Annotated in this window: 23 protein-coding genes; 13 read left to right on the top strand and 10 right to left on the bottom strand. The window is 34.1% G+C overall.

Features of this window, described 5'->3' with window-relative positions; all coding sequences use genetic code 11:
• Positions 1 to 3: 3 nt before the first annotated feature.
• The 10 genes from J7E85_RS01170 to J7E85_RS01215 form a co-directional block, all read right to left on the bottom strand.
• Entirely contained in the window at positions 4 to 2,856 is a 2,853-nt protein-coding gene (locus tag J7E85_RS01170; protein WP_215154131.1) for an LAGLIDADG family homing endonuclease, read from the bottom strand.
• Positions 2,856 to 3,929, bottom strand: a complete 1,074-nt coding sequence (locus J7E85_RS01175; RefSeq protein WP_215154134.1) for a hypothetical protein — start codon at positions 3,927 to 3,929, stop codon at positions 2,856 to 2,858. The genes J7E85_RS01170 and J7E85_RS01175 overlap by 1 nt, the downstream gene beginning before the upstream one ends.
• Before the next feature lie 158 nt (positions 3,930 to 4,087).
• On the bottom strand, positions 4,088 to 4,444 hold the full coding sequence (locus J7E85_RS01180) for a hypothetical protein (RefSeq protein ID WP_215154136.1): 357 nt from the start codon (positions 4,442 to 4,444) through the stop codon (positions 4,088 to 4,090).
• A 59-nt stretch (positions 4,445 to 4,503) separates the two neighbouring features.
• Positions 4,504 to 5,676 carry a hypothetical protein gene (locus J7E85_RS01185; protein WP_215154138.1) on the bottom strand — a complete coding sequence of 391 codons (1,173 nt, stop codon included), beginning with the start codon at positions 5,674 to 5,676 and terminating at the stop codon, positions 4,504 to 4,506.
• A gap of 4 nt (positions 5,677 to 5,680) precedes the next feature.
• The gene (locus tag J7E85_RS01190) at positions 5,681 to 5,851 is read right to left on the bottom strand and encodes a hypothetical protein (protein WP_215154140.1); all 171 of its coding nucleotides are present in this window, start codon (positions 5,849 to 5,851) and stop codon (positions 5,681 to 5,683) included.
• 28 nt (positions 5,852 to 5,879) lie between these two features.
• A complete protein-coding gene (locus J7E85_RS01195; protein WP_215154142.1) occupies positions 5,880 to 6,536 on the bottom strand; it encodes a PhoH family protein in 657 nt (218 codons plus the stop codon).
• 156 nt (positions 6,537 to 6,692) lie between these two features.
• Positions 6,693 to 6,968 (bottom strand): HU family DNA-binding protein, encoded by a 276-nt coding sequence (locus J7E85_RS01200; RefSeq protein WP_215154144.1) that lies wholly within the window; start codon positions 6,966 to 6,968, stop codon positions 6,693 to 6,695.
• A 251-nt stretch (positions 6,969 to 7,219) separates the two neighbouring features.
• Positions 7,220 to 9,766 (bottom strand): hypothetical protein, encoded by a 2,547-nt coding sequence (locus J7E85_RS01205; protein WP_215154604.1) that lies wholly within the window; start codon positions 9,764 to 9,766, stop codon positions 7,220 to 7,222.
• A 111-nt stretch (positions 9,767 to 9,877) separates the two neighbouring features.
• Positions 9,878 to 10,117 carry a hypothetical protein gene (locus J7E85_RS01210; protein WP_215154145.1) on the bottom strand — a complete coding sequence of 80 codons (240 nt, stop codon included), beginning with the start codon at positions 10,115 to 10,117 and terminating at the stop codon, positions 9,878 to 9,880.
• Positions 10,105 to 10,797: a hypothetical protein gene (locus tag J7E85_RS01215; RefSeq protein ID WP_215154147.1), complete on the bottom strand. Its 693-nt coding sequence runs from the start codon at positions 10,795 to 10,797 to the stop codon at positions 10,105 to 10,107. Before J7E85_RS01215 ends, J7E85_RS01210 begins: the two co-directional genes overlap by 13 nt.
• A 153-nt stretch (positions 10,798 to 10,950) precedes the next feature.
• Between J7E85_RS01215 and J7E85_RS01220 the strand changes: the two genes are divergently transcribed.
• The 13 genes from J7E85_RS01220 to J7E85_RS01280 all read left to right on the top strand — a co-directional run bounded on the left by J7E85_RS01220 (position 10,951) and on the right by J7E85_RS01280 (position 24,029).
• On the top strand, positions 10,951 to 11,991 hold the full coding sequence (locus J7E85_RS01220) for a tyrosine-type recombinase/integrase (protein ID WP_215154149.1): 1,041 nt from the start codon (positions 10,951 to 10,953) through the stop codon (positions 11,989 to 11,991).
• 2 nt (positions 11,992 to 11,993) lie between these two features.
• Positions 11,994 to 14,261, top strand: a complete 2,268-nt coding sequence (locus J7E85_RS01225; protein ID WP_215154151.1) for an AAA family ATPase — start codon at positions 11,994 to 11,996, stop codon at positions 14,259 to 14,261.
• The gene (locus J7E85_RS01230; RefSeq protein ID WP_215154152.1) at positions 14,254 to 14,874 is read left to right on the top strand and encodes a hypothetical protein; all 621 of its coding nucleotides are present in this window, start codon (positions 14,254 to 14,256) and stop codon (positions 14,872 to 14,874) included. The genes J7E85_RS01225 and J7E85_RS01230 overlap by 8 nt, the downstream gene beginning before the upstream one ends.
• Before the next feature lie 748 nt (positions 14,875 to 15,622).
• Positions 15,623 to 16,045: a hypothetical protein gene (locus J7E85_RS01235; protein WP_215154153.1), complete on the top strand. Its 423-nt coding sequence runs from the start codon at positions 15,623 to 15,625 to the stop codon at positions 16,043 to 16,045.
• Positions 16,046 to 17,307: 1,262 nt separating this feature from the next.
• Positions 17,308 to 18,315 carry a hypothetical protein gene (locus J7E85_RS01240; protein WP_215154156.1) on the top strand — a complete coding sequence of 336 codons (1,008 nt, stop codon included), beginning with the start codon at positions 17,308 to 17,310 and terminating at the stop codon, positions 18,313 to 18,315.
• 359 nt (positions 18,316 to 18,674) lie between these two features.
• A complete protein-coding gene (locus J7E85_RS01245) occupies positions 18,675 to 18,956 on the top strand; it encodes a DUF4258 domain-containing protein (RefSeq protein WP_215154158.1) in 282 nt (93 codons plus the stop codon).
• Between the two features lie 41 nt (positions 18,957 to 18,997).
• A complete protein-coding gene (locus tag J7E85_RS01250; RefSeq protein WP_215154160.1) occupies positions 18,998 to 19,429 on the top strand; it encodes a YgiT-type zinc finger protein in 432 nt (143 codons plus the stop codon).
• 267 nt (positions 19,430 to 19,696) lie between these two features.
• Positions 19,697 to 22,000, top strand: coding sequence for a methyltransferase (locus tag J7E85_RS01255; protein WP_215154162.1), 2,304 nt, complete (start codon positions 19,697 to 19,699; stop codon positions 21,998 to 22,000).
• A gap of 346 nt (positions 22,001 to 22,346) precedes the next feature.
• Positions 22,347 to 23,003 (top strand): hypothetical protein, encoded by a 657-nt coding sequence (locus tag J7E85_RS01260; protein ID WP_215154164.1) that lies wholly within the window; start codon positions 22,347 to 22,349, stop codon positions 23,001 to 23,003.
• A gap of 84 nt (positions 23,004 to 23,087) precedes the next feature.
• Positions 23,088 to 23,327 (top strand): hypothetical protein, encoded by a 240-nt coding sequence (locus tag J7E85_RS01265; protein WP_215154166.1) that lies wholly within the window; start codon positions 23,088 to 23,090, stop codon positions 23,325 to 23,327.
• A gap of 79 nt (positions 23,328 to 23,406) precedes the next feature.
• The gene (locus J7E85_RS01270) at positions 23,407 to 23,583 is read left to right on the top strand and encodes a hypothetical protein (protein WP_215154170.1); all 177 of its coding nucleotides are present in this window, start codon (positions 23,407 to 23,409) and stop codon (positions 23,581 to 23,583) included.
• 29 nt (positions 23,584 to 23,612) lie between these two features.
• Positions 23,613 to 23,804, top strand: coding sequence for a hypothetical protein (locus J7E85_RS01275; RefSeq protein WP_215154171.1), 192 nt, complete (start codon positions 23,613 to 23,615; stop codon positions 23,802 to 23,804).
• Positions 23,805 to 23,837: 33 nt separating this feature from the next.
• Entirely contained in the window at positions 23,838 to 24,029 is a 192-nt protein-coding gene (locus J7E85_RS01280; protein ID WP_215154172.1) for a hypothetical protein, read from the top strand.
• Positions 24,030 to 24,042: the final 13 nt, after the last annotated feature.

Genomic DNA, 24,042 nt, shown 5'->3' on the forward strand with positions numbered 1-24,042 from the left:
TCCTTATCGCTTATGATAGATATTTGGTTTTCGCATGAGAAAATACTCGTTGGGGTTTTCAATGACATTCGATTTTTTACTTGTTATATTTTCACGTCTTAAATTTCTTAGATGCCATGCCAACATAGCAATCGTATAGGCCCTGTCATCACCTATCTTACTCTGTTTATCTGGAGGGAGATCATATCGTATATTGCTATTAGTACTCTTAAAAGAATAAATGCTTACCAATTCTTCCTTGGCTATATCAATATTCACTAAAGCCAGTTCTTCATCAAATGATAGTTTATACTGTTTTGATTCTCCGTTAGTATCCAAAATGTTGAGATAGCCTTTGTTGTCATAAGTTTCAGTGAAAGAGATCAAATCAAGGTTCATCATTTCAATTAAAGCCTCAAACATTTCTCGTTTATACTTTTGTGGTGATAGTAATTTGAGAATATTCGCAGCGTTCGGATATTTATGGGCATGGATGCTGTATTCATCATGATCTTTATCAATAAGACCCTTATGTAGAATGCCTTTTGAATCTGTCCAATCAGAAAGTAAGCCATCAGCCCATGCCGAAATCCCAGCTCCACCAGCACCTGCATCTATCATAACAGTATCAATATTTTCATAGTCGGCAGCTTGTGGACCATTATAATCACGCAATATTTGTTTAAAATGGTTAATCTGATCAGGAGTCTTCATGGGAGTCTTCTTTTTCTTTGCAATGTCTGTAAAACATACTGAATTAGATATAACCATTTTATAGCCAACATTCTCATCATAAATTATCTCTGCTGGAGTACAGATGGAGTTATCGTGTTGTCGAGCAGGGTCAATAGCTATTGCGAATCTTTTCTTTCCATCATTGGCCAATACCGGAACTCTTACTTCGGAATTGCGGATGATAGTTGCTCTTTTAATGATTTGATCATCTGAGCCTTCCGTTGTGAATATATTTCTGTATTCTCGCATGGCTTTCTCTTTATTGTCGCGCATTGCCGCGTCAACTGTTTCCTGGGATAGAAGAGAAACCGGATATAATTTTCCATTGTAGGTGGCGCTTATCACCACATCGCAATTAATGTCGGCGACAAAGTAACGACTATCACCCAGAAACATCTTCTTTGAGAAGTCTTTATATTTACGATAAAAGTATGTATCTGTTGATGAAGCAGACGAAGCATATATCAATTGATTAGGGAATTGTTTGGGGTAAAGTGTGACATCAACATCTCCACCCAATCTAAAATCACTGTTCTGCACTGCGAACGGTTCAGAGGTTGTAAATAGTTCGTCAGGAGCAAAACCACTTTCGTCATAGAAGTTTAAATTACTCCGCTTACTCCTGTTGTTGTCAAAAGAGCCATTTAACGAGTTTACTAGGCTACCATTATATAATCTGTATTGAAAAGACGAAGGATTGTGAGTAAATCCATCTGTATTAGCTGCGCTTTTCACTGTTTCATTATAAAAGACATCGGTTAGTCCAGTGAAAGATGCTATCTCTCTTTTAGCGATCTTTTCTATTTTCATGAACATTTCTTGAGACTGAGATCCAACACCTGCAAGGATGTACGCTTGAAAATTTGGTATCAATAATGACTTAGCCATAATAAAAGGAGCACCAAGAGTAGTATTATGCGTTACGGTAAATTTTTCGCCGCATAGATACAGACTGTTAGGACTGTCTACACTGATGCACTTAGTGGGAACACTCTTAACTTTAGTTATAGAGACAATACTTTTATTCTCCATGCGAGAACTGAGGCGCTGTTTTAGTTTTTCATGCTTTCTAGTAAGCTTGAAACAACTTCTTTCTTGATCTGTGTAAAATAAAATACGGTAAGATTCAAATGTTTTACCGCCACATGTATTATATTTCTTTTTTACATTGTGTTTAATTCCCAGTGAAGAGAGTAGCTGAGAAAATTCGCTTATAATTCGGTAGCTCTTTTGAGCGAATTCACATTCACCTGTACCTTTGTTCACAGTTCCATCAGTATCCATTAATCCTCTAAGTAACTCATATCTCTGCTCAATGTCACCATATAAGTATGACTCTGGTATATGTTTATTATTAATCAGATTTAGGTTGCGAAGATTGGTCTTAAATTCATTAGGAAGTCCCTTAGGAGTTTTTCCAACATTTATAGATGGAGTTCTATTTTTATTAAAAATAATATTTGTTCTGTATCCGATCGATTCTATATTGGCGGTCATACTTCTCAAGTCTTTGTGGTCACATGTTATTCGTGTGTCTGCGGAGCTTCCATCACCCAACCAAACACCTAATAAATACGGATGGATAGGGAGATGCTTTTTTGAATAATCTACGGGGTGCACCATTGGAACTCTATATTTGAATTCTTTTCCCTTTCCATCTTTGCGAAAACGCACAAAATTCTCCGACATAGAAGCGGTGTTTATAGTTTTATAATGACTCCATTTTTTAGTTTTAACATTCCATAGGTGATCAGCATCAGCAATGATTTTTTCACCATCTTCAAAGGTTACTTCATAACATGTGTTTCCTAAGAAGATATCTGATACATACGTGACCTTAGTTGCTTTTCCAGTGTCGTCAAGCACATAATCTCCAACTTTAATTTCGCCCATAGTTGTAAATCCTGAAGGTGTAGGGATTTTTGTATCTAAACTAAGCGCTTTCCCACTATTTCTACCCATACACCAAAGTACAAAAGGGGTGGACCAACTATTCATGAATACGTACTTTTGATAATCTAGCAATTCCATTCCGAAGAATTTCTCGACAAATCGTACTGGGTACTTTCTGCCCCAATTGATGACTTCGGCAAGTTTAAGATAACCGTCAATTTTCCGCTGAGACATATTATTTTTTTCCATTATGTCTCACCTTGAGTCTGTAGTTTTAATATTTCTTTCCGCAATTTTCTATTCGCCTCTTCGAGTGAGGCATTTTTTGTCTCTAGTTCTCGAATCATTTCTCGTTGTTGCATTATCATATCTGTGTAGTCATTCTCGTCAAACTGAAGTTGTTTGTAAATACTTTCATTGCTTATATCTGCAACCTGTTTCATACCTTCGCATGTTTCTATATCGAAGAGGTTTACCTCTGCTTCCTCAAACCCTTTTTCTTGTAATTGCTTAATTATGCCTGACAGTGTGCCAGCGCCTTTACTTTTATTATTATTATGATTGACAGATATTCCGTTATCTTTTGCCAAGGCGAGCACAGACTTAAGCATTTTTTCTTTTGTGTCAATAAGAGATTTGATTCCACCAGCATTGGTAGCTACTGACTGAACATCAGAAGAAATAAGAGAGAGTGCTGTATTAATTTTATCTATTTGATTGAATGTTTTAACAATTTCAATTACAGCTGGTAATTTAAAACCATCTTCAAGTGTACTTTCATCTAAAAAATCGACCAATTTATCATATAGTCGCCCTTTATCCTGTTCAAGTTCGGACTCAAAAGGGTCATAACCCAACATTCTTATTACATCGACTTTATTTTTATCATCGATCTTTGTTAATTCATTTTCAATCTTATCTATCACATTAATATTACCGATGTCCTTGTTTTTAACATTACTTTTCCTGACAGTTTCATCACTGTCTTTCCAAGTTAGTTCTCTAAAATCAGCAAGATTCAAATTCTTCATGTATATTCCAAATAGATCCTTATTTGTATTTTTCCATTCCTCTAGAGCTGATTCCCAGAGTTGATAAATAAAAGGCCTATTAATTTGAAGTAACACATCCTTGATTGTTTGAATATTGTTGTAGTCTAGATTTTTCTTCAAACAGATCTTACAGATGTCTATTCTCCCATCAGCATTAAATGAACTGTAAGATACATAGAAATATCTCTGAGTGGATCTAGTTTCCTTACAACTTGAACACGCTTTTGTAGCCGATTCCTGTTTTGCAACAGTCGGTTTCTTAATTCTCATGATTCCACCTTCCATTCAACTCCCATTTTTTATAAAGCAAGAGGGTGGGAGGGAGTAATAGGCCCGTTTAAGATTCCTTAAGGCAGGAACCCCCTCTTACCAAAAATACAAACAACAAAAAAGACGATTTTTTCATCGTCTAGGGAATTCTTTGTACTTTATTCATCTTCTTCATCAACAAATTCAATTTCGTAACCATTCAAATGCATCAAATCAATTTGTAACATCTCAATGTCGGTCTGAAGTTTGTCCAATCTTTCAGATAATGCTCCATGTAGCGATGCTTGTTCCCACAGCGCAAACAAATATTGTTTTAGTTGTTCTTTAGTTTTTGCCTTAGAGCAATGTTCTACATAGTTGTTTAGGATCAAATCTACATTGAGTTTATAATTTGGAATAATTAGAACGTTAGTTTCTCCTGGTATATCCTCATCTGAAAGAAAGGAGGAGGGGAGATAGTTATCTTCTTGGTTCTCGTAATCCTCATTGCTTTTCCAGTATTCATCTTCAGTCAAGAGAACAACCTCCTTTTTGGAGTCATAGGCGTACCAAATTGGTAGGCTTACCTTTGTTTTTATAATTTTATTTTATAAGTACACTCAACCTCTGAACCATCAAGCACTAGATATTTTTGCATTGGTGATGCAAAGTATCTTTTAGAGACCGCATAATCATCAGGTCCCATTAGACTACCGTTTACAATCACCTCGGTTACTCCAAATTCCTTTTCATAATTATGATGAATATGTCCAGAATAAATATACTTTGGAACAAAACCAAGCACTTGAGGGAGATTTTTAGCGGAAGTTGCTGCAGGGTCTAAGTCGCCATGTGCAAACACATGCTTTGCGCCGTCAATATCTTCGATATATAGTCCATCGTTATCACAGACAATTTCAATATTTGAAAACTCTTTGAGACGAGTTTCTAAGAACCAAGGTATAAGATACTCCAAGTTTTCTCTGAAAATAGATTCATTCTTATTACTAATCAGTCTAGAATGATTTCCTATGATGTTGATAAACTTTACTTTTTTATGATGCTTAGAAATTTCAGCAAGTGCTTCAGCCATAGATTCAGCAGCAATCTGAATTTGTTTAATTACATCTTCGCCAGATTGTACCCTAGCAGATACATGAATAGCACCGTGCAATGCATCCCCGAGATTGGCAATGATAATTTCAGAAATATTATTTCTAGAACTATATTGAATTGTTTTTTCAACAAGTTTTTTAAACCGATCTCTAAATATACCGATATTATATGTATTAAGACTGTTTTTGAATTCACTACCCACGTGAAAATCAGACCACAAAGCAATTCCTTTTTTGTTGTTATCTGCTTGAATATAGCGATCGGGTTTTAAAGGTTTTAACTTCTCCAGTTCCTTAATTGCTTTTATTACTTCATCTTTTAGGTGTTCAAATCTTGCTTGTTGACGAATTAAATTCGTATATTCACGCTTTTGATCTTGATATTTAAATCGTTCCTTTTGCAACTGAACAGTTTTATCTTCAATTTCTTGAATATACTCATTATTCTCAGACTTCTTAACACCAATAGAGATGCCGCGATGGAGAAGGTGATATTCTTTTCTATACTTAGACTCGGAAAAATCCTCATTAAGAAACTCATTCATCAAAGAAGCGATGTCATTCCAAGAAAGATCGAGTTCATCTTTGTTTGAACTGATACGTAGAAGGTATTCTTCGTAACTTTCATTCTCAAGATTATGTAATGGAGTCATTCATTCACTCCTCGTCAGAAAGTCCACCAGATGGAATTTCATAATCTTCAATTGGCGCGACTTTAATTTTATCTCCATCGATTGTGATCGTAATTTTATTTGCATTTGGGTACAAATCAAATGCCGACTCTCTGATTTTATTAAGCCCGATAAGTTTTTCTTTATTTGATTCCATACACATTACTCCCTTAGTATTTTTATTTTTAATAGTCTAATTGATCTGCTTTCGTTGCCAATTTACCTCTGAAATTCTGTGTTAAATTACAAACTTTAACGTAGTCTTCATCTTTAAGAAATTCTATATAGGGTACAAACCCACTCTTTTTAGGATTATCCAAATCACATTGCTTATCGTGACCTATAATAACTAATTTGACTTCATCATGTATGCGAGTAAGAATTTTCTTTAATTCTCCCCGAGTAAAATTTTGTGCTTCGTCCAAAACGACCAATTTGTTACCTTCAATATTTGTTCCACGGGCGAACACATGAGACATTGGATAAACCCAAGCAGTACCATTCTTAACATTTTGCATATTGTCTTGGGAAACGATAGCTCTGGTGGGATCTTCATTGATTTTCAACAATGCATCCTTTAAAGGAACAGTGTATTTTTCTTCTTTTTCGAAGACATCGCCGGGCGTATAGCCAAGCACATCCTCTTCAACTGGAGAGAAGATGTATATCAAGTCTCTTTTTAGAAACTTTGCACAGGCAACCGCAAGTGTTGTCTTGCCACTTCCAGCACAAGCATTTACAATAGTTACTTGGTTATCAAATATACTGTCTACGTATATCTTTTGTTCATCGGTTAACTTATTTGCGAAACCAAATAGAAGACAATCCTTGGGCAATGGCATAATAATTACCTCACATTAAGTGGAATGGGGAAGAGGCATACACTGGATGTGTACACCGTTTGGTTTATCTCGCATCTTTGCGATCAATATGTATGGTTTCAGGTAGAGATAATCTCTACATTATTTCTGGTATATTTAAATGAAATTATACTTTTATTAAATGCTTACGGCATCTTTAAGTGCTTTTTTTGCTTTAAACGCTGGAGCATATTTCTCAGCAATTTCAACTGGTTCACCAGTCTGAGGATTACGACCTGTACGAGCTTCACGTTTACGTGCTTCAAAATCACCAAATCCTGCGATAGACACTTTCTCTCTATTTACTAATGCATTGGTAATTTGAGCAAATACTTCTTCAACAACCGCCTCTACATCTTTTTTGTTATACTCAGTTTGAGTTGCCACATTCTTAATCAGATCAGTTTTATTCATATTTTATTTCTCCCTTTAAATTTGATTTTATTTTTTGTTGGGCAGGGCACATAATAGCCTCTTCGCTTTGTATATTAGGATAAGATATGCTCTCCCTTAAATACTATTACGTTTTTCGCATATTTTTACTTTATAAACACAAAAACTCAATGTTAATAAGGGTTTTTTAATGATATGTATTTTTGCTAAATATAGGTTTTCCTTGAAAATGGTCAAAAAAGTCAATGTTTATATGGAAATATGAAAAAAGTCTATTTGCTAACAGATTTTGACCTTTTGTTTCTCATAAGCTCTTTTTGATATAGGTTTCTGTGTTGTTTCCAGCATAATTTGCAAAACCTTTTACTATTGCTAGTTGATTCAATTCTCTCTCCGCAGGTTTCACACTGTATGTATCCATCATTCAAGCCTTTATCAATACTCCTTTTTAAATTCTCAACGAGGACATCACCAAAACACGACCATAATGTTGTCTTAAAACTGCTCATCTTATGCTTGTATAGATATTCAACTAAAACGTCCACCACATATGAAGTGTCGCTATTCACTTCAAGAATCTGATTTCTTATGTCTCCATATATCCATACATTATCGGCTGTACTGTTGTTATCTGTAGGAGCGATTTCAATGAAGCGTTTCTGTAAATCTAGTTCTGTATACTTGTCTATTATTGTGCTATCCAGATCAATATTTTTATCCTTATCGCTTAGTAGAAGTCTATAATCAAACCTCCCTAAATTAGATGCTTTGAATGCTACTCGTTGATTTGGAACCATCGCTCCCAGTCTATTTACAACACTATCGTTAGGAGGCTCAACATTTTTTTCGAGTTTATCTTTTGCTGATATGAAGAAGTGTGGCACTTTGGATCGTGCATATTTAGAAAGTAAGTGTTTCTTTGAGTCTGGAGTAGTTGGTTTATATAAGGTTTTTGCATAATCGATAACGAAGTTATTGATCATGCATTGGATCTTGATAACATCGAGATTAACCTCTGAACTGTTCCATATTTTTGTGATTTCATTACTAATCATCCCTATGTTGCCACCAGTATATGCTGCTATCAGACCTCTATAGATACTTTCATTTGTGATAATTTCTGCTTCGGCTTTCGCCATTTGATAATATAGTGGATAGATGTCCTTCATATTTCTATCAGCGACTTTTACCAATGTTTTATCATTGCAAACAAGTGCCTTATCCCCATCAACATCAAATTGTAGTATCTTACTTATAGGATCATGACAACTAGTGTATAGACTTTTGGTTATAAACCACCGTTTCATTTCTTTACTGATTTTATTTGTACGAACAGCATGTTCACGATAAAGATGTGGGCTGCGTAGACAATCCAGTCTTTCTTGGTCCCCATATAAGCCACAGAACACCTCACCGTTGCTTAGTAAGCCTTTAGGATTTTGAACTCCTAATATTAGGTACTCGCAAAAAGCATATAAGTCTGGACTAATAAACGTGTATTTACCACTCACAGTAACTTTTCCAGCTTTTGCGTTTCTAACCATGCTTCTTTTTGTTTGCTTTAATATCTCTCGACAGTATGTATCGTTAAGTAGCTCTGGGTAAATCTCTAGTGCTCGTTGCATGTAGTTTTTGTTGTTGTTAGACTCTTTAACTCCTAATATATCTAGCATTGTTTTTCTGTCGCTTCCAACATTCAGTATGTTTCGTTTTGTTTTTGCTAGTATGGTGGAGAGTTCATCATCTGTTATGTCTGTTAAAGTCTGCAGCATTTGATAGTTTAATTTGGCATTCCCAATCAACTCTTCTTCTTCATTACACTTTCCAGCTTGACATGAATACTCAATATACTTTGATTTGTACTCATCCCATGACAAATAGTATTTCCACATTTTAAATTGACTCCTAGTAAAGATGACCTCGATATCATCTTTAAGTAAGTCGTATTGCTTCCCGTAGATGTCAGTTACTACGCCATACTTTCGTTCACCATTTTTCTTATTGTTCTCACGAATAAACTTATCAAAAGGGAAGGGAACAAGCAAACCTTTTACCCAAGGAAGTCGAACCATCATACCCTTCTTACTTCTTCTGGGTAAAATCATCCCACATCCATCAGTATGTTCAATTGGAATATCCATTGCTTTTCTTGTGATTTCGTATGTCTTGTCGTCGATAAAGTCCACGATACTTGAAACATTTGTCTCCATATCATCTACAACAATGGCCTTGTTGATATCAAAGTCTAACCAGTGTTCAGTGGCACTGTTGCATAGCGCAAGGTAGGCTAGATATTTATTAATATTTACGCCACCTAAAGCATTAATCTTTTCAACGGTCAATCCGCACATCAATGTGTTGCGATGCTTTAAGAATGTTTTTTCTTTAATAAATACAGTTTTTTTAGTTCTAATTTGTCCTGCACTGGCAGTAAAGCATATGTATTTTTCGTTGTTATAAATAAAACCATTTAGAATAATATGTTCTAGGATGTCAAAATAATATGTTTGTACAACCATAATGTCTGTAGAAACGGATTGGCTTGGTATCCCAAGTATTCTTGTGAGAACTGAATCGAACACTGAGATAATATTCTTGCTTTTTATTTCTTCGCTTCTGAGGTTTCTTATGGGACTTTCTTTAGATTTAAATTCACTATAAAGAGATTCTTTAAGCTTCTTAATTCTTTTATTTGTCAGGGATAGGTATAGGTCAATCTTTAGCTTGGTCTTTTCATCTATATTCTTTTGCTTGTCTCTGATCTTCTTTAAATAGTTTCTAAATCTAAAGTTTTTATTGATAATTCTATGTATTTTCATTTCACAGTCATCATAGAATGCGCTTGTATCCACACTATAAATCCTGACTTGTGTATTTAGATTTATATACTCGTCCTCCTATACAAATATTTAAATTGTATATATTTATCTTTAATGAACTTCTACAACTTGTTTAGCCTTAAATGGTTCTCGATAATATTTCTTCTGTGCCTCATTTTTATACCATAAGAGATCATAGTCAGATTCTTCTTCTATGTATTTGATACAATCATTAATTCCCTTTTTCATTTCTGGTGAAACGTCTCTTTCATCATAATAGTCAATTTCTCCATCATAATATAACTCTTGAAACGTGCGTAATTTATTATATTTACTTTTCAATTTGTCCAATATCTTCTCTCTCCCTGTTTTCGCATTTCTATTGCTTTACTTAAAGTGTTTTTCGTCCCCAAATATACTGTTTTCCCATTAGCCTTGATTTTCACTTCGTATAGATTGTTTTTATTCATATGTATCCCCGAATACCCTGTGTTTGATGTAGATCGTCTATTTCTTGCCTGTTCTTTTGGAGTTGACCATTTACAGTTATTAGGCCCATAATTTCCATTCACATCAATTCTGTCTAATGAATAGATTGCTGAAGGTTTCTTTCCCATATCATTGAAAAACTCCTGAAAACTTTCCAACCATTCCCTGCATACTGTTATTCCTCTGCCGCCATAATTTTTATACTGATTATTTTTAGGATTGCTACATCTTTGAATCATATTATTCCAAGCGCGATATTCAGAACTAATTTTATTTCCACCTTTATTATGACCGTGTTTTGTAACTTTAGCTTTTACTCTTTCTTTATTTAGACATCCACACGAAGTGGTTTGACCACGTATTAAATCACTACCCCATATCACCTTATTATTTCCACAATCACATTCACACAACCACATGGCACCATTCTTTTTGTTTTTTCCATAAAACTCAATTACTTTTATTCTTGCAAATCGTTGACCTAATAAATCTTTTATTTTTCCCAATTTAACACCCTTTCCCAATGCATATAATATTCCCAAAATTACTCTGACTAGTTAAGCAGCAATCTGGGGTATCTTTAATATACCATGATGATTTAACAATGTCAAACATTTAAATATGTTTATTTAATTGACTTTGTTTTATTATAATAGTAAAATGAAAACATACAATATTCGAAAGGAGATTAAAAAATGAATACACTCAAAAATAATGTAGTTGGATTGCATACTGGTTCGGTATATGAGGACATTAGAACGTTCATTGATAAGTTTCAAAGCATACATACACAAATGGCCTACGAACGTCATATAAGAAGCTTTTTTACTTGGTTTGCCAGTGGCAAGACATTGGAAGTGTTAGACAGAGAAGATCTTTATATTAGAAATGCAGACATAATCAAGTATCAGTTGTTTCTGAGAAAACACAGTGCGGACTATTCCAATACCACGATCAATACTATCATGGCAGCCATACACAGCTTGTACGAGTTCTTAGAGATAAATGAATACGAAGTGAATTCTAAGTATGCCAAAGTCGATGTGTTGCCAGATGATTCCGAGGGGGCAGGATCACTTTATTATCACGAAGCCGAGATGATGGCTGATTTGGTGCGGAAACAGCGTAAAGGGCAAGAGAAATCAGCACTAATCAGACTTGCATACACAACAAGCCTAAGAAAAAGTTCGTTATTGGATCTTGAATGGACTGATATTACAAAGAACCCAGAGGATGCGTACTTTTTAGTAACAACTATCGGCAAAGGTGGGAAAAAACACACAGTACCAATTTCTTCGGATCTATTCAAGGAATTGCTTCAAATTAAAGAGCAAGACTATTATCAAAAATATAAAGATAACAAAATATTTCATCTTAGTACTACAACCATTCAGAGTATGATGGATAGCCTAAAAAAAGAGATGGGCATTCCAACAGAAAGAAACATCGTATTTCACAGTTTTAGAAATGTTGCGGCAAGTTATGGAACACTTGAAGAGGTTAAGGATCATTTAAATCACAGTGATATCAATACAACGAACAAATACTATAGACATAAGATGAAAGATTACTCGCAAAGTATTAGTTTGCGAATGGAAGATAGAATTGATGAAGAGGTATTTCAGAAACTAAGTAGAGAAGAGTTGATCGAAGTTATTATGAATCAAAGTGTTGGTGTACTTATCCAAATGAAAAAGGATGCTCAAGCAATTATGGAGGGGAAAGGTGATTTGTAATATTGAATACCATTAAAATTAAGTTTACTCCTGAAAAAATGATGTTTCCGAAAAGGGAAGCGGATAATAAGAATGATTTCAGAATCTATTCTTGTTCTACTGATAATCCAGATGTGATTTTAAATAGTTATGATCGGCTTTCAATTAAAGGTATTATGCAGCGTCTTGAATTGGGGACAGAGTATACCGCTGAAATCACACTTGATAAAATCGACCCTGATTTTGGGGCAACTTACAATGTTGTGATACCACCTTATCAAGAAATACCTGAAACATTGGAAGGGCAGCGCGACTTCCTTGCAACGATGATGACTGAATCACAGTTAAACGAGGTATACAAGACTTATCCTGAAGAGGATGTTATTGACTTAATCCTTAGCAATAGGTTTGACTATCACAAAGTAAAAAATTTTGGTGAGAAAACGTTGAAAAGAATCAAGAGCAGAATTGAAAGCAATATAGAATTTAAAGATATGCTTGGGAAGTACGCACGTTATGGCATCACTTACGATTCACTCTCTAAGCTCAAAGATATTTATGGTTCAATGCAATTAGCGAGTCAGAAGCTAGATGAGTGTCCATATGTTTTAACTAAATTGCCTGGTTTTGGATTTAAAAGAGCAGACAAAATAGCTAGGGCAATGGGGGTAGGTATTAAAGATGAGGATAGAATTAAATATGGTATTCGATATACCATAGAGGATAATGAGCAGCAGGGACATACGTTTATGTACTTTGAAGACTTAATAGAATCAGCTGTTGAAAAATTAGAGGTTGATGAGGGATTAATTCAAGATGTATTAAATAGAACTGATGGATTAATAGATATTGAAGATAAGATATCCTTAAAAAAGACTTATAACGCTGAAAGATATATAGCTGAAACATTGCTTAATATGCAGTTACAAAGTAGGTCGGAGATGTTATCGTTTAATCCTGATGGTTTTATTACTGAAATTGAAACTAAAAATAAAGAAATATTAAAGAATGGTTTGACAAGTCAACAGCAAGATTTTTTTCGCATGGTTCAGCAGAACAAAGTAGGACTACTGGTAGGTTATGCTGGAACAGGAAAAACTCAACTTCAAAAATTCCTCATCGATCTTCTTAAAAAGTTAAATATGACCTATGCATTATTATCTCCTTCAGCACAGGCAGCAAAAGTCACAAAGCGTTATACGGATTTTGATGCTATCACTATACATAGAAAAATAGGTTTTGGTGCAATCCCTGAAGATGAGGAGCAATTCATAATCACTGAAGATTTTGTAATCATTGATGAGTTTGGAATGGCCGATGTCTTTATTCTATCTTCGTTATTGTCTAAGATTAAAAACCCAAAGACCCGTTTACTTTTTGTAGGCGATGACTTTCAATTTCTGTCAATTCAGGCAGGCAACTGCTTGCACGATATGATTCAGAGTGGTGTGCTACCTGTTACTAAATTGGATATTGTTTTTCGACAAGAAGAAGGAGGACTACTTGATGTGGCAACCAAGATCCGCAAAGGAGAGTATTTCTTAAAGGATGACTTTGAAGGCAAGAGGTTGTTTGGTTCTGATTTATTGATTCACTGTGTAAAGCAAGACGAAATGGAGAGAGGATACAGGCATTATTATAACTACCTTCTAACTGAATTTTCCCCTCAGGACATCATGGTGTTATCCCCAACAAAGAAAAACAAATTAGGAACAATCCAAATAAATAAATATATACAAGATATAGTAAACCCTGAATTGACTAATAAACCTGAATATACATATGGAAAGGATAATGAAAATGTTGTTCGTGTAGGCGATTTTGTTTTAAATACCGTAAATATGTATCGAAAAGAAAATATAAATCACCAAGAAGTAGATATTGTTAACGGTGATTCAGGAATTGTCACACACATAAAATTTGAAGACGATAAAAAGAAGAATGGTGAGGATTTGTCGGAGTCTGAAATGAAAGGGATTATTGTTCAATTTGACACTGGTCCATTTAGGATTGATTTTAACAATGTACCACAATTACTGGCTGCCTGGTGTAGAACAGGGCATAAGGCTCAAGGCGACAGTGCACCAGCTGTTCTAAGTGTTGTTGATCGATCTCATAAGTTCCAGGTATCCGCAAACATGCTTTATACAATGCTGACACGCGCAAAGAAAAAGGGAATATTGATTACTCAAGCAGAGACTATTAATTTTGCAATCCGTAAAGTGGAGAGTAAACGAAGAAATACTCACCTTTGTGAACTGTTAAAGCAGGGCGTGATAGTTAATGAGTAAACCACTATTTGTTCATGTTCCAAATAACGTTGTACGAGATGGAAACTTATCCAGTATCGATTTCTGTGTATTTATGAGATTACTGTTCCTGCTGTTTATAACAAACTCAAAAGACACAATAGAAGTGGATATAGCGAAGTTCAAGCGTGTGTTAAACATTAACGACAACAGGACATTAAAGAGCTCCATAGAGAGACTGAGAAAATTAGGATACATTTGTAATAATGTAAAATTTAATAGGCGATCAACCAGCTCTGTGGTTATCAATATGAATAAGATTGACTTGAAGAATAATTTCACACGATTACCAACATCAATATTTAAATACATAGCAGATATTGGACACCCAGGTGTAAGACTGCTCTTTTACTATGAAAGCTATATCAACAGAAAGGACAGCTTGAGATTATATTGTTACCCCTCAAATGAGACCATCAAGGCTGAAACCAAGTTGTCGAATAGAAGCATTATCGAATATAACAAAAGGTTAGTTAAATCAAAGCTGTTAAAGATGACTCAACATGATCCTGAACCTGAATATGATGATATTGGAGAATTGAGTTGGAATAGATGGAATAACCATTATGACGTGAGACTAGAGAATCTTCTTTAGTCTCTTTTTTGATGTCTCAAAACACCTGGTGTTAAGCCTAATTTTCCTAAGTGCAGAAATTCCCACTTAGGGTGCAAGAATTACCAGATTGAAGTGCAAAAATTACCACTCTCAAGTGCAATCTATGCTGCAAAATTTGCACGTAATAAAGATATATATAAAAACATAAATATTAAACATATAAAATCAGTATTTAAGTGGGGCCGGAAGTGCATCGACCCCAGCTTTGGCTGTTGAACTTTTGGCTTGAAATTTGTTTGTTTGAAATTGAAGTATAATCTAATTAGATAGTTAGATGATTTTTATGATAATTAACCATCAATTTTTGATGTCTAGGAGTGAGGTAGGGTATTTATACCTTGTAGATGTGTTGTGTTGTAGTTTCAATGATTACTGATTAGAATTCTGAGTCAGAATCGATGTTTGTGTTGTAGGTATGGTTTAAGCTGTTGTTAATATCCTTGTCTGAAGTTGAACAATATTGGGGATGGTTATAGTTGGTCTGAAATCATGATTAATTAATTGCAAATTGAGAACACGATCATGAAGTAGGGTATTTGGTCGTCAGAGGATAGATATACCTAAATTTCACGATAATTAATCAATGAAATGGATCTTAGAATCGATGTTATGAGTATGAGGTGGTCAACGGATCTAATTTAAATGTACATGAATCTGTGGACATTTTTAACAAATCCGAATATCATTAAACTGTAAGAGACATTTTTCTGGTCAGGAGTGCTAATTTATGTTGCTTACTGTTGAAGATGAAAACAATATCTTTGTTAAGTGCAGAATGTGTGGGAAGCTTGGAGCAGTGGAAAGAGCAGAATGCACTGAATTTGCAACGGGCTATAAATTAAACCGCGATATACAGTGTAGATGTGGACATATTGCAAGTGAAATCATTGTACATGGGAAAGAAAAAATAGATTTTAGCGATATTTCATATGAGCCTGAAGTCAAAAGCCAAGAGCCAGAGCTAATAAAATGTGTGAAATGTAAATCCACTCAACTTACAGCAGGTGATAAAGGATTTGGTTTAGGGAAAGCAGCAATAGGTGGATTGGCACTAGGACCAGTTGGATTGTTAAGTGGGGTAATTGGTAGCAAGAAAACGATGATTACTTGTTTAAACTGTGGTCATAAATGGGAAGCAGGTAAAAAGTAAAATGTGGAAGCGTCCTGATGGATGCTTCTTTTTTATTGTGGTGGTTGGGTTAGAAAATGGTCACGATTAACGGATCAATCGTAAAAGTATATATAGGATAAGGGTTAATTGGTGTTTTTGATGGTCAAAAAGGAGATGAATTCGTGTATTATGGCAGTTTTATCGTAAAGGGCTATATAAAACAAGGGAAAAAGGGGAGAAATGGAAGTGAAATTGATAGAAATGAGGGTATGACGTAAAAAAGTAAGATGAAAAAAGGTAGATGATATAAGGGTAAAATGAGTGTGGTACGATTGCATTTACGATTGCAAAATTGATGAGAATATGTGAAAGTGACGGAAATAAGATATGAGGAGAGAGGGGGAAAGTGGAAAAATAAGTTGGGTGTGTAGATGGAAGTGCTGCCGAAATTTTTGGCAGTTTGACCAGATTTTATACTTTTTTCTACCCCCCATACCCTTTCTAAGTGGTACATAAGATATATTATATGCCATCTGGATAAGGATCAGCTTCTGGATGGTCAACTTTTTTGGCGAATGAAAATTGTAAAAAAATGTTACATTCGACCATGGTTTAAAATAGAATTCTTATTCTCATTCATATGGGACGGTTCCTATCCCATATGTTCGTATAATAACAGGCCGCGTTTTTCTCAACACTTATATGTGTGTAGGTGTATATGTATTTAAGTGTATGTATACAAATTATCCTTTCTCGTATCTTATTGTTTAAATGTATTTACTCTTATACGTATATAATCAAAAGGTAACACACGCAATTAAATATAATACTATTGTCCATGCACATCCTGTACTAATCTGTTACTGGGTATCTTGATACTTATTATTGGTTTATATTATATCTCATCTCAATCTAATTGGTTTTACCTATACGATAATCACTATATCAACCTCAACTATATATATATATATATATATATATTTCATCTGATCTTATACATTACCTTATAGATATCAACTATATTTGTGCACATAACAATAGTATAAACCTATATGATCTACTCTGCACATCTTTAATAAATAAACATATACAAATATAATATATTATGTTAAACTTGAATAGTGTATATCCATTCACACATATAATACATCGTATCACATATCAAAAAAGGAGGAATCAACATAGACACATCCAAATTAAGAAAAGGTTTCACATTTAAGAATTATAAGGAGTTATGCAAGTTCCTTGATGAGCCAATTAAAAACGGAACATCAAAAAAGAAGCAGCTTGATGACTGGTCAATGTATTTTGAATATACTAGGCTTGGCAATAAGTATTTTATTGATAAGGTGTATAAGAAGCCTAGACTTAAACTTAGCAGATATGGATACATAAGCGATATAGAAGAACTAATTCTAGACCTTCTCATTCAAGATTGGACTGGTCAAGCATTCTTACCTAAGAGTTCATTGTTCTATTTACTAAATATGACTCATGAGAATTATAATTTTGGTCGTAAACACATTCCTAAATTAAGTTTATATACTGATATAAGCGAAAAGGAGATATATGAGTTCTATGATCTATCCAGGGACTCATTAACTAGAAGTGTAGAGAATGCTTTAAACAGACTTAATCAAAAGTCACTTGTGATGTGGTCTTATGCAACGACTGTATGCTTGATTGATACTCATGTTACGAGAAATGAATCAGGCCGAGTACAAGCAGTAAAAGACTCATACAGACTAGATGAATACGGAAATAGAATATATAGGTTTGGCATTAATTCAAATGTAAAGAAGATATTTAGAGAAGCAACAAAAGAAGAGGCTCAAGCCATATTAGCTGCAGAACGTAAGGTAATGGATGAGTTAGATTGTCACGATAAACAGGATGTTGTTAAAAAAGGATTATGGGATCGTTATAAAAATATGGTGCAAGATATTACTTTCGACAGTCATAATATTTATTATTACTATAATTCATACAAGATCATATTTAACAAGGATCATGCAGAAAATGCATTAAATGATATAAAGGAGACTGATGATTTAATATTAACAAAAGAAGAAAGACTCAGTAGATTTTTAAATGTCAATAATAATATTAAATCTAAACTGCTTGATAACGGTAAAAATAGGCACGAAAAGGCTAAATCAGAAAAAGAAAATAGTTATAGATCTGAATTAACTTATGTAAAGAACAATAGAAAATTAGTTAAAACTTTAATAGATCAAAACGCTAAAAGTATACAAGAAGACATCGAAAAAATCCAGATAAACAAAGGAGAAAATAATATAAACATTTAAAAAAGTTGGCTTAATCACCTCTATATATTAATATAATAATAAGACTCTTTGAGCCAACTTTTGTTCAAATAAATCAATGTTTATATGGGATTATTGCGTATTCTTGAAACAAAATTTGTATCATATATAGGAGTGCTTTCAGCACTCAAAACCTGTTGGTCGAATGCCTGCGAGCAGCCATCTCGCCCGCATCTGGGCCGAGGGCGTCCCATCTGCAATCTTTAGATCATCTTTAACCGTCTAATACAATGGCGGTTTATTTGCTTGCAATAAATAAACATAAACAAATGTTAAATAATCCTTGTAATTATTAAAAGTAAAGTGTATAATTGACTTATAGGAAATGAGGTGATAACATTATGAATAACGATGAAGTAATATCACTAATCAAAACATTAGCCGAAGAAGACAACTACTACTTAAGAAAACATGCAAGGGAACGAATGACTCAACGAAACATCACAACCGATGATGTCAAGGACATAATGGTAAATGTAAAGAGAATACTTAGAACGGATACTGATAACGAAGACGGTATCACATCCTATAAGATAGAAGGGGGAGCACATGACCACAGACTAGCAATTAAGTTTGATGAAGAACAAGCCATCATAATAATTACAGTAATGGATAAGCGGTAATGAATATTACCGCAATTCCATTCATCAAAGGAGAATATAAAATGAGTAAAACAATAACTAAATGTGTAGAATGCGGATCTAAAGATTTAGTTGAGTTTTTGGATACAATGGAACATGAAGAAAACGGAAAAATTCTTGTAATCGAGAACATCCCAGCGATGAAATGCAATCAATGCGGCGAGGTTTATTATAGCTCTCAAGCAAGTAAATACATTGATAAGCAATTAGCAACTTTTCGTAATGAAGGATTTGAAAATGCTGCAAAGGAAGTAATCAAGAATAAGGGGATTACTCAGGAAGAATTAGGTTCTATGCTTAATGTTACAAAACAAAGAGCGAATCAAATCCTTTCAGATAGCAATTTAGATGTACAAACTATGATCAAAATATCCAAAGTAATAAATGAACCTGTTGAAGTATTGTTTAAATTTAGAAAGATTGATAAGCGTGATAATAAATATTATATTATATGACCGCTCAATAGGCGGTTATTTTTCTAAAAAGGTTCAAAATAAGTAAACTGAACGCTTGACTTATCTTAATAAAACAACTATAATTAAATATATAAGGTTAACAAATAAATGAAGAGGTGAAATCAAAATGAGTCAATCTAAGTTGGCAGTTATGAAGAGTCAATGGCAACGTAAACAATCAATGAAAGATAAAACAGTGTTTGGTAGTTTAATCATAAAGTAATAAAATAAAAATAATTAATTTAAATTATAATGGAGGTAATGAAAATGTACTACGGTGATAAAAGAGAAGCAAAGGTTAAAATCATGGGTAAATTGGTTGAAGCGGGCTGGAAAGTTTATGGTTATACTCCTGATGAGTCTGACTTTATGACAGATTACTATTCTCCTGCTCACTGGTCTGGTATTGCCACAAAGAACGGTTATGTATTGCTTATCGATGTTTATAGTCTTTCCGATTCAGGCCGTGAGATCCGTAAATACAATTATAACAATAAGCAAGCAGTTTCAAATGCACGTATTGAAAAGTTAACAGCAATGATGAACGATGAAGCATCAACAGAAAATGAAAAGGTTTCTTGTGCTACTCTTATCGAAAAAGAACTAGAAAAAGGTAAAGTTGAACCTTCTTACACGGTAGAGGAAGTTTATCCAACATTCACCCACGCAAACCCTAAGGGGACAACTTGGCATATTGAAAAAGATGGTCAAATTATCGCTAAGGGTAAAGGTGTATTCTCCACAAATACATATGATTGGGAAAACAAGGAACTTAGCAGTGAAAAACAAAAAGAAATCAAAATTAATGCATTCGTTGAACGTATTGAAAAGGTTCTGAAGGATTCCGATGCACTGCAACCTGTAATTGTTAAAGTACCTGTTAAAGCAACAAAAATGGTCGAAAAAGATACAGCCCAAGTTACCAATGCAGATATTAAAGAAGGATTCACTTTTATTATGAAAGTTGGCTACACTCAAGGCAAAAGCAAAGGCAATAAATACACTTATGTACAAAATGGTGTATTCTCCAAACTTGGAAAGAATAATAAACCTTCAAAAAGCTTTGATAAAATGTGGAGTCCATCTGTAGAGCGTCTTAATGAATTATTGGGTAAAGGCCATATCGCTATTATTGAATTTGTTGAAGTTGTTGAATATCAAGAGAAAACAGTATTTAAAAAAACAGCACGTAAACAAACAGTTTCTAGTGCTCCAGCAATTGAAACAACAGAAGAAGTAAAAGAAACAGTAAACAACAACTCAGAAGAGAATGAAGTTCTAGAACCTGCAACAAAACGTCAATTATGGGCCTTGCATTGTGCAACGAAAATAGATACCAGAGCAATGAAAATTAGCAAAGCACAAGCATCCGAATTGATTACAAAATCAAAAGCAGGAAACAGTATTATTGAAGAAGTAAAAGCCTATATGAGCACTAATGAAACAACAGCAACAGACAAAGAAGAGTCAAACAATGAAGTAGTTAAACAGGGAACCAAAGAAGAACAAAATCAAGAGCAATACATTAATAAGATTGATAAGCAAATCGAATCATTGCAAAAGAAATTGGATTCTATTTCTGGTGAATATCTAACTAACACCTGGAAACGTCAAAACGAAGAAACATCAAGAGAGGAGAAAAGGAAGCAATATCGCTTTGATATTTCTCTTCTACAATTGTTTAGAGATAAAGCGGCAATCAATGAATTAACACAATTCGAAATAGCCTTGTTAAATAATGCATTCCGTGAAGACATCAGAGGAAGATATAATTCAAAAACTAAGCACAATTTTGATATTAAATATCCTGAAATCGATCCGAAACTAGACCTTGATGGATGGTGGAACCTTGAAGTTCCTAAGCGTCAGAAACGATATAATAAAGCTAATATATATAATACTGAACAATTAACAGAAGCTGTTAACAAATATGGGGAATTAGTAAAAGCAATTGAAACACCAACGAACCCTATTCAGCAGCAAATTAAAAAGCTTGAAAATGAAGTCAAACTAAGTAAAATATCAGGCTTCTTCCCAACTCCTAAAAACATAGTTCAGCGTATGATTGAGTTAGCTGATATTAAAGACGGTGAAACTATTCTAGAGCCTTCAGCGGGAAATGGAAACATATTAGACGGGGTATCACAACACACAATGGAACAAGGATTAAACGTCAATATAGAGGCTCTAGAATGGAACTATAAACTATCCGAGATTCTAGAATTAAAACAATATAAGATAGTGGGTAACGATTTTACTGAATTTAATCCTAATAGCTTATACGACAAGGTTATTATGAATCCTCCTTTTGAGAAAAACCAAGACATTGATCATGTATTAAAGGCGTACGATTGCTTAAAGGATGGTGGTAAATTAGTTGCTATCATGTCACCACATTGGACTTTTGCAAGCGATTCTAAAAGCATTCAGTTTCGTGAATGGCTAAGTGATAAGGGAACATTTGAAAAGCTTCCAGAAGGGTCATTTAAAGAGTCTGGAACGGGTGTAAATACTGTTCTAGTGGTTATTGAGAAGTCAAGTGATGATAATAACGATCAACTAGCCAGTTAGACGATGCAAAACGGTTTGTATTATACTTAAATAAAAAAGAAAGCACAAAAAGTATATAAATAAATATAAACAAACTATTTACATTACATAATTTCGAGTGTATAATATTAGATAAGAAGAACAACAAAGGAGTTGAAACCATGAAAGCACAATATCAATTTCAATGTTTAGCAACTGGAGTTAGGCACACAGTTACATTCCTGGATAAAAATGACCACTCAATCGAGGATCAAGTTAATAAGTATCAGTCATCAAACTTGGAAATTGTGGACTATATTTACTCATCATTATAAGTAAAAATAAGCAAAAACTAATTTGAAATAATACATATTAAGGAGTTTTTAAAATGATGAACTTTAACGAAATGAACACTATTCAAAAGGTTGATTATCTGTCCGATACGCTTGCTGAATGCATTACAGCTGTACGTTATGTTGCATATCATCAAATGAACCAAGGTGAACAACTCCAGGTAAAACAGGACTTTCATCAAGCTTTGAAGGCTGAGAATATCGAATTGACTGATGAAATCATTAAGGCAGTAGAGGAGGAATTCTCTGGATCTCCATTGCCTTCATTCCTTCGTGAGTATGGTTATACTGTTACTCAATCCAGAGAGTTCACAGAAGCTGTGGAGAAGCTTACAGAGGGGCGTAAAGTAACCATCATGAAGTTCAATGACTTTGGTTGGCCTGTTGTAATGAACACAGTTATTGAACGTCTGGAGGTGAAACCATACGCACAATATAAAGAGTCCTTGAAGATTGTTCACAAGCCAAAGCGCAAGAGAACCTCATATTACAATATGATCTTGCCTAACGAGTCACTGATGGTCTTTGATGGTTGGTTGAATATCGATACTGATAAATTAACCAATAACGTAATCAAAGATGATGAGCATGTGACAGTTAAACAATCTAAATTCGGATCGTTTGATAAACAATTTATGGCTGATGCTCTGAACACTGTTGGAGTTAATCCAATTGTTCAAATAAGTTTATAAAATAAAAATAAACAAAATATTGACTAATGTTCGCCTCTTGTGTATAATTGAATTATAAAGTTAATACACAGGAGGCGGTTAGAAGTGGTCTATATAAAAATCACAAAGGCATCAGGGGCAGTTCTCACAGAAGAAATCAGTTCAGAGATAAACAAAAAGGACACTGTTCGAAATGCAATACATAGAGCTAAAGAGATTTATAACGGAGAAGCCTTCTGCAATATTATATATGGGACTGTGAAATATGTTCATGTTATTTCTAACGGTGAAACAGTATATAGAATATCTAAAACAGGATCAAAGAAATTTGAAGTTGCAGTCTAAAAAAAGAGATAGAGCGGAGCCGATCCGCTCAAAGTTTAAATCAAATACTCATTTTATCCAAATGAAAGGTGGAACAGTTATGGAAAGCTACGAGGTCAAATTTATTGAATTTAACGAAGTGCTTTATACAACAATCGTTAGAGCCAAAAAGCAAGCTTTAGCAATCACAAAAGCGGCGGCCAAAATGGAAAGTGAAACAGGTATAAGCGAATTCAGCAAAGTCGAAGTGAAGTATATACCTAAGCGATTGTTATAAAAGCACCACACAAAGAGGAGAGTTGTTCCATGTTCAAAGGATGGATTTCAATACCAAGTGATGTAAACCCCAAAGAAGAACAAGAACAATTAAATAATCAGGGGATTGAAGTAGGTTTTTTCTGTGAAGAAGACTGTAAATTCTATGATTGCACAGTCTCGGAAAAAGGGATGAATGAGCTGATAGATAACTATGGTTATTATGAATGGGATTTAGTATAAAAGAGTGACTTCATCATAAGAGGAGGAATGAAGATGAAAGAATTTAGAGTTGTATACGAAGCATTAAGTAAGACATTGAATGAGCATGTTAATTACTCGCATGATGATGAATTTAATTGGTATTTTGACTGCAATGGTGAGATGTTCAAAGTTAGAAAATATGATGGCGCTGTTCATTATCAGTCTGGTAATAATGCATGGGAATATGATTTTGATTTGTTTTAATTCTGATAAAATT

It is taken from the genome of Paenibacillus sp. ISL-20, from assembly GCF_018613005.1.
Classification (GTDB): domain Bacteria; phylum Bacillota; class Bacilli; order Paenibacillales; family Paenibacillaceae; genus Paenibacillus_AQ.

Coding starts and splice junctions, on each gene's coding strand:
- J7E85_RS01240 (WP_215154156.1), top strand. CDS start 17,308: ATGTATTTTGAATATACTAGGCTTGGCAATAAGTATTTTATTGATAAG.
- J7E85_RS01190 (WP_215154140.1), bottom strand. CDS start 5,851: ATGGAATCAAATAAAGAAAAACTTATCGGGCTTAATAAAATCAGAGAG.
- J7E85_RS01245 (WP_215154158.1), top strand. CDS start 18,675: ATGAATAACGATGAAGTAATATCACTAATCAAAACATTAGCCGAAGAA.
- J7E85_RS01250 (WP_215154160.1), top strand. CDS start 18,998: ATGAGTAAAACAATAACTAAATGTGTAGAATGCGGATCTAAAGATTTA.
- J7E85_RS01185 (WP_215154138.1), bottom strand. CDS start 5,676: ATGACTCCATTACATAATCTTGAGAATGAAAGTTACGAAGAATACCTT.
- J7E85_RS01220 (WP_215154149.1), top strand. CDS start 10,951: ATGAATACACTCAAAAATAATGTAGTTGGATTGCATACTGGTTCGGTA.
- J7E85_RS01200 (WP_215154144.1), bottom strand. CDS start 6,968: ATGAATAAAACTGATCTGATTAAGAATGTGGCAACTCAAACTGAGTAT.
- J7E85_RS01270 (WP_215154170.1), top strand. CDS start 23,407: ATGGAAAGCTACGAGGTCAAATTTATTGAATTTAACGAAGTGCTTTAT.
- J7E85_RS01195 (WP_215154142.1), bottom strand. CDS start 6,536: ATGCCATTGCCCAAGGATTGTCTTCTATTTGGTTTCGCAAATAAGTTA.
- J7E85_RS01235 (WP_215154153.1), top strand. CDS start 15,623: ATGTTGCTTACTGTTGAAGATGAAAACAATATCTTTGTTAAGTGCAGA.
- J7E85_RS01175 (WP_215154134.1), bottom strand. CDS start 3,929: ATGAGAATTAAGAAACCGACTGTTGCAAAACAGGAATCGGCTACAAAA.
- J7E85_RS01255 (WP_215154162.1), top strand. CDS start 19,697: ATGTACTACGGTGATAAAAGAGAAGCAAAGGTTAAAATCATGGGTAAA.
- J7E85_RS01260 (WP_215154164.1), top strand. CDS start 22,347: ATGATGAACTTTAACGAAATGAACACTATTCAAAAGGTTGATTATCTG.
- J7E85_RS01205 (WP_215154604.1), bottom strand. CDS start 9,766: ATGAAAATACATAGAATTATCAATAAAAACTTTAGATTTAGAAACTAT.
- J7E85_RS01280 (WP_215154172.1), top strand. CDS start 23,838: ATGAAAGAATTTAGAGTTGTATACGAAGCATTAAGTAAGACATTGAAT.
- J7E85_RS01170 (WP_215154131.1), bottom strand. CDS start 2,856: ATGGAAAAAAATAATATGTCTCAGCGGAAAATTGACGGTTATCTTAAA.
- J7E85_RS01230 (WP_215154152.1), top strand. CDS start 14,254: ATGAGTAAACCACTATTTGTTCATGTTCCAAATAACGTTGTACGAGAT.
- J7E85_RS01275 (WP_215154171.1), top strand. CDS start 23,613: ATGTTCAAAGGATGGATTTCAATACCAAGTGATGTAAACCCCAAAGAA.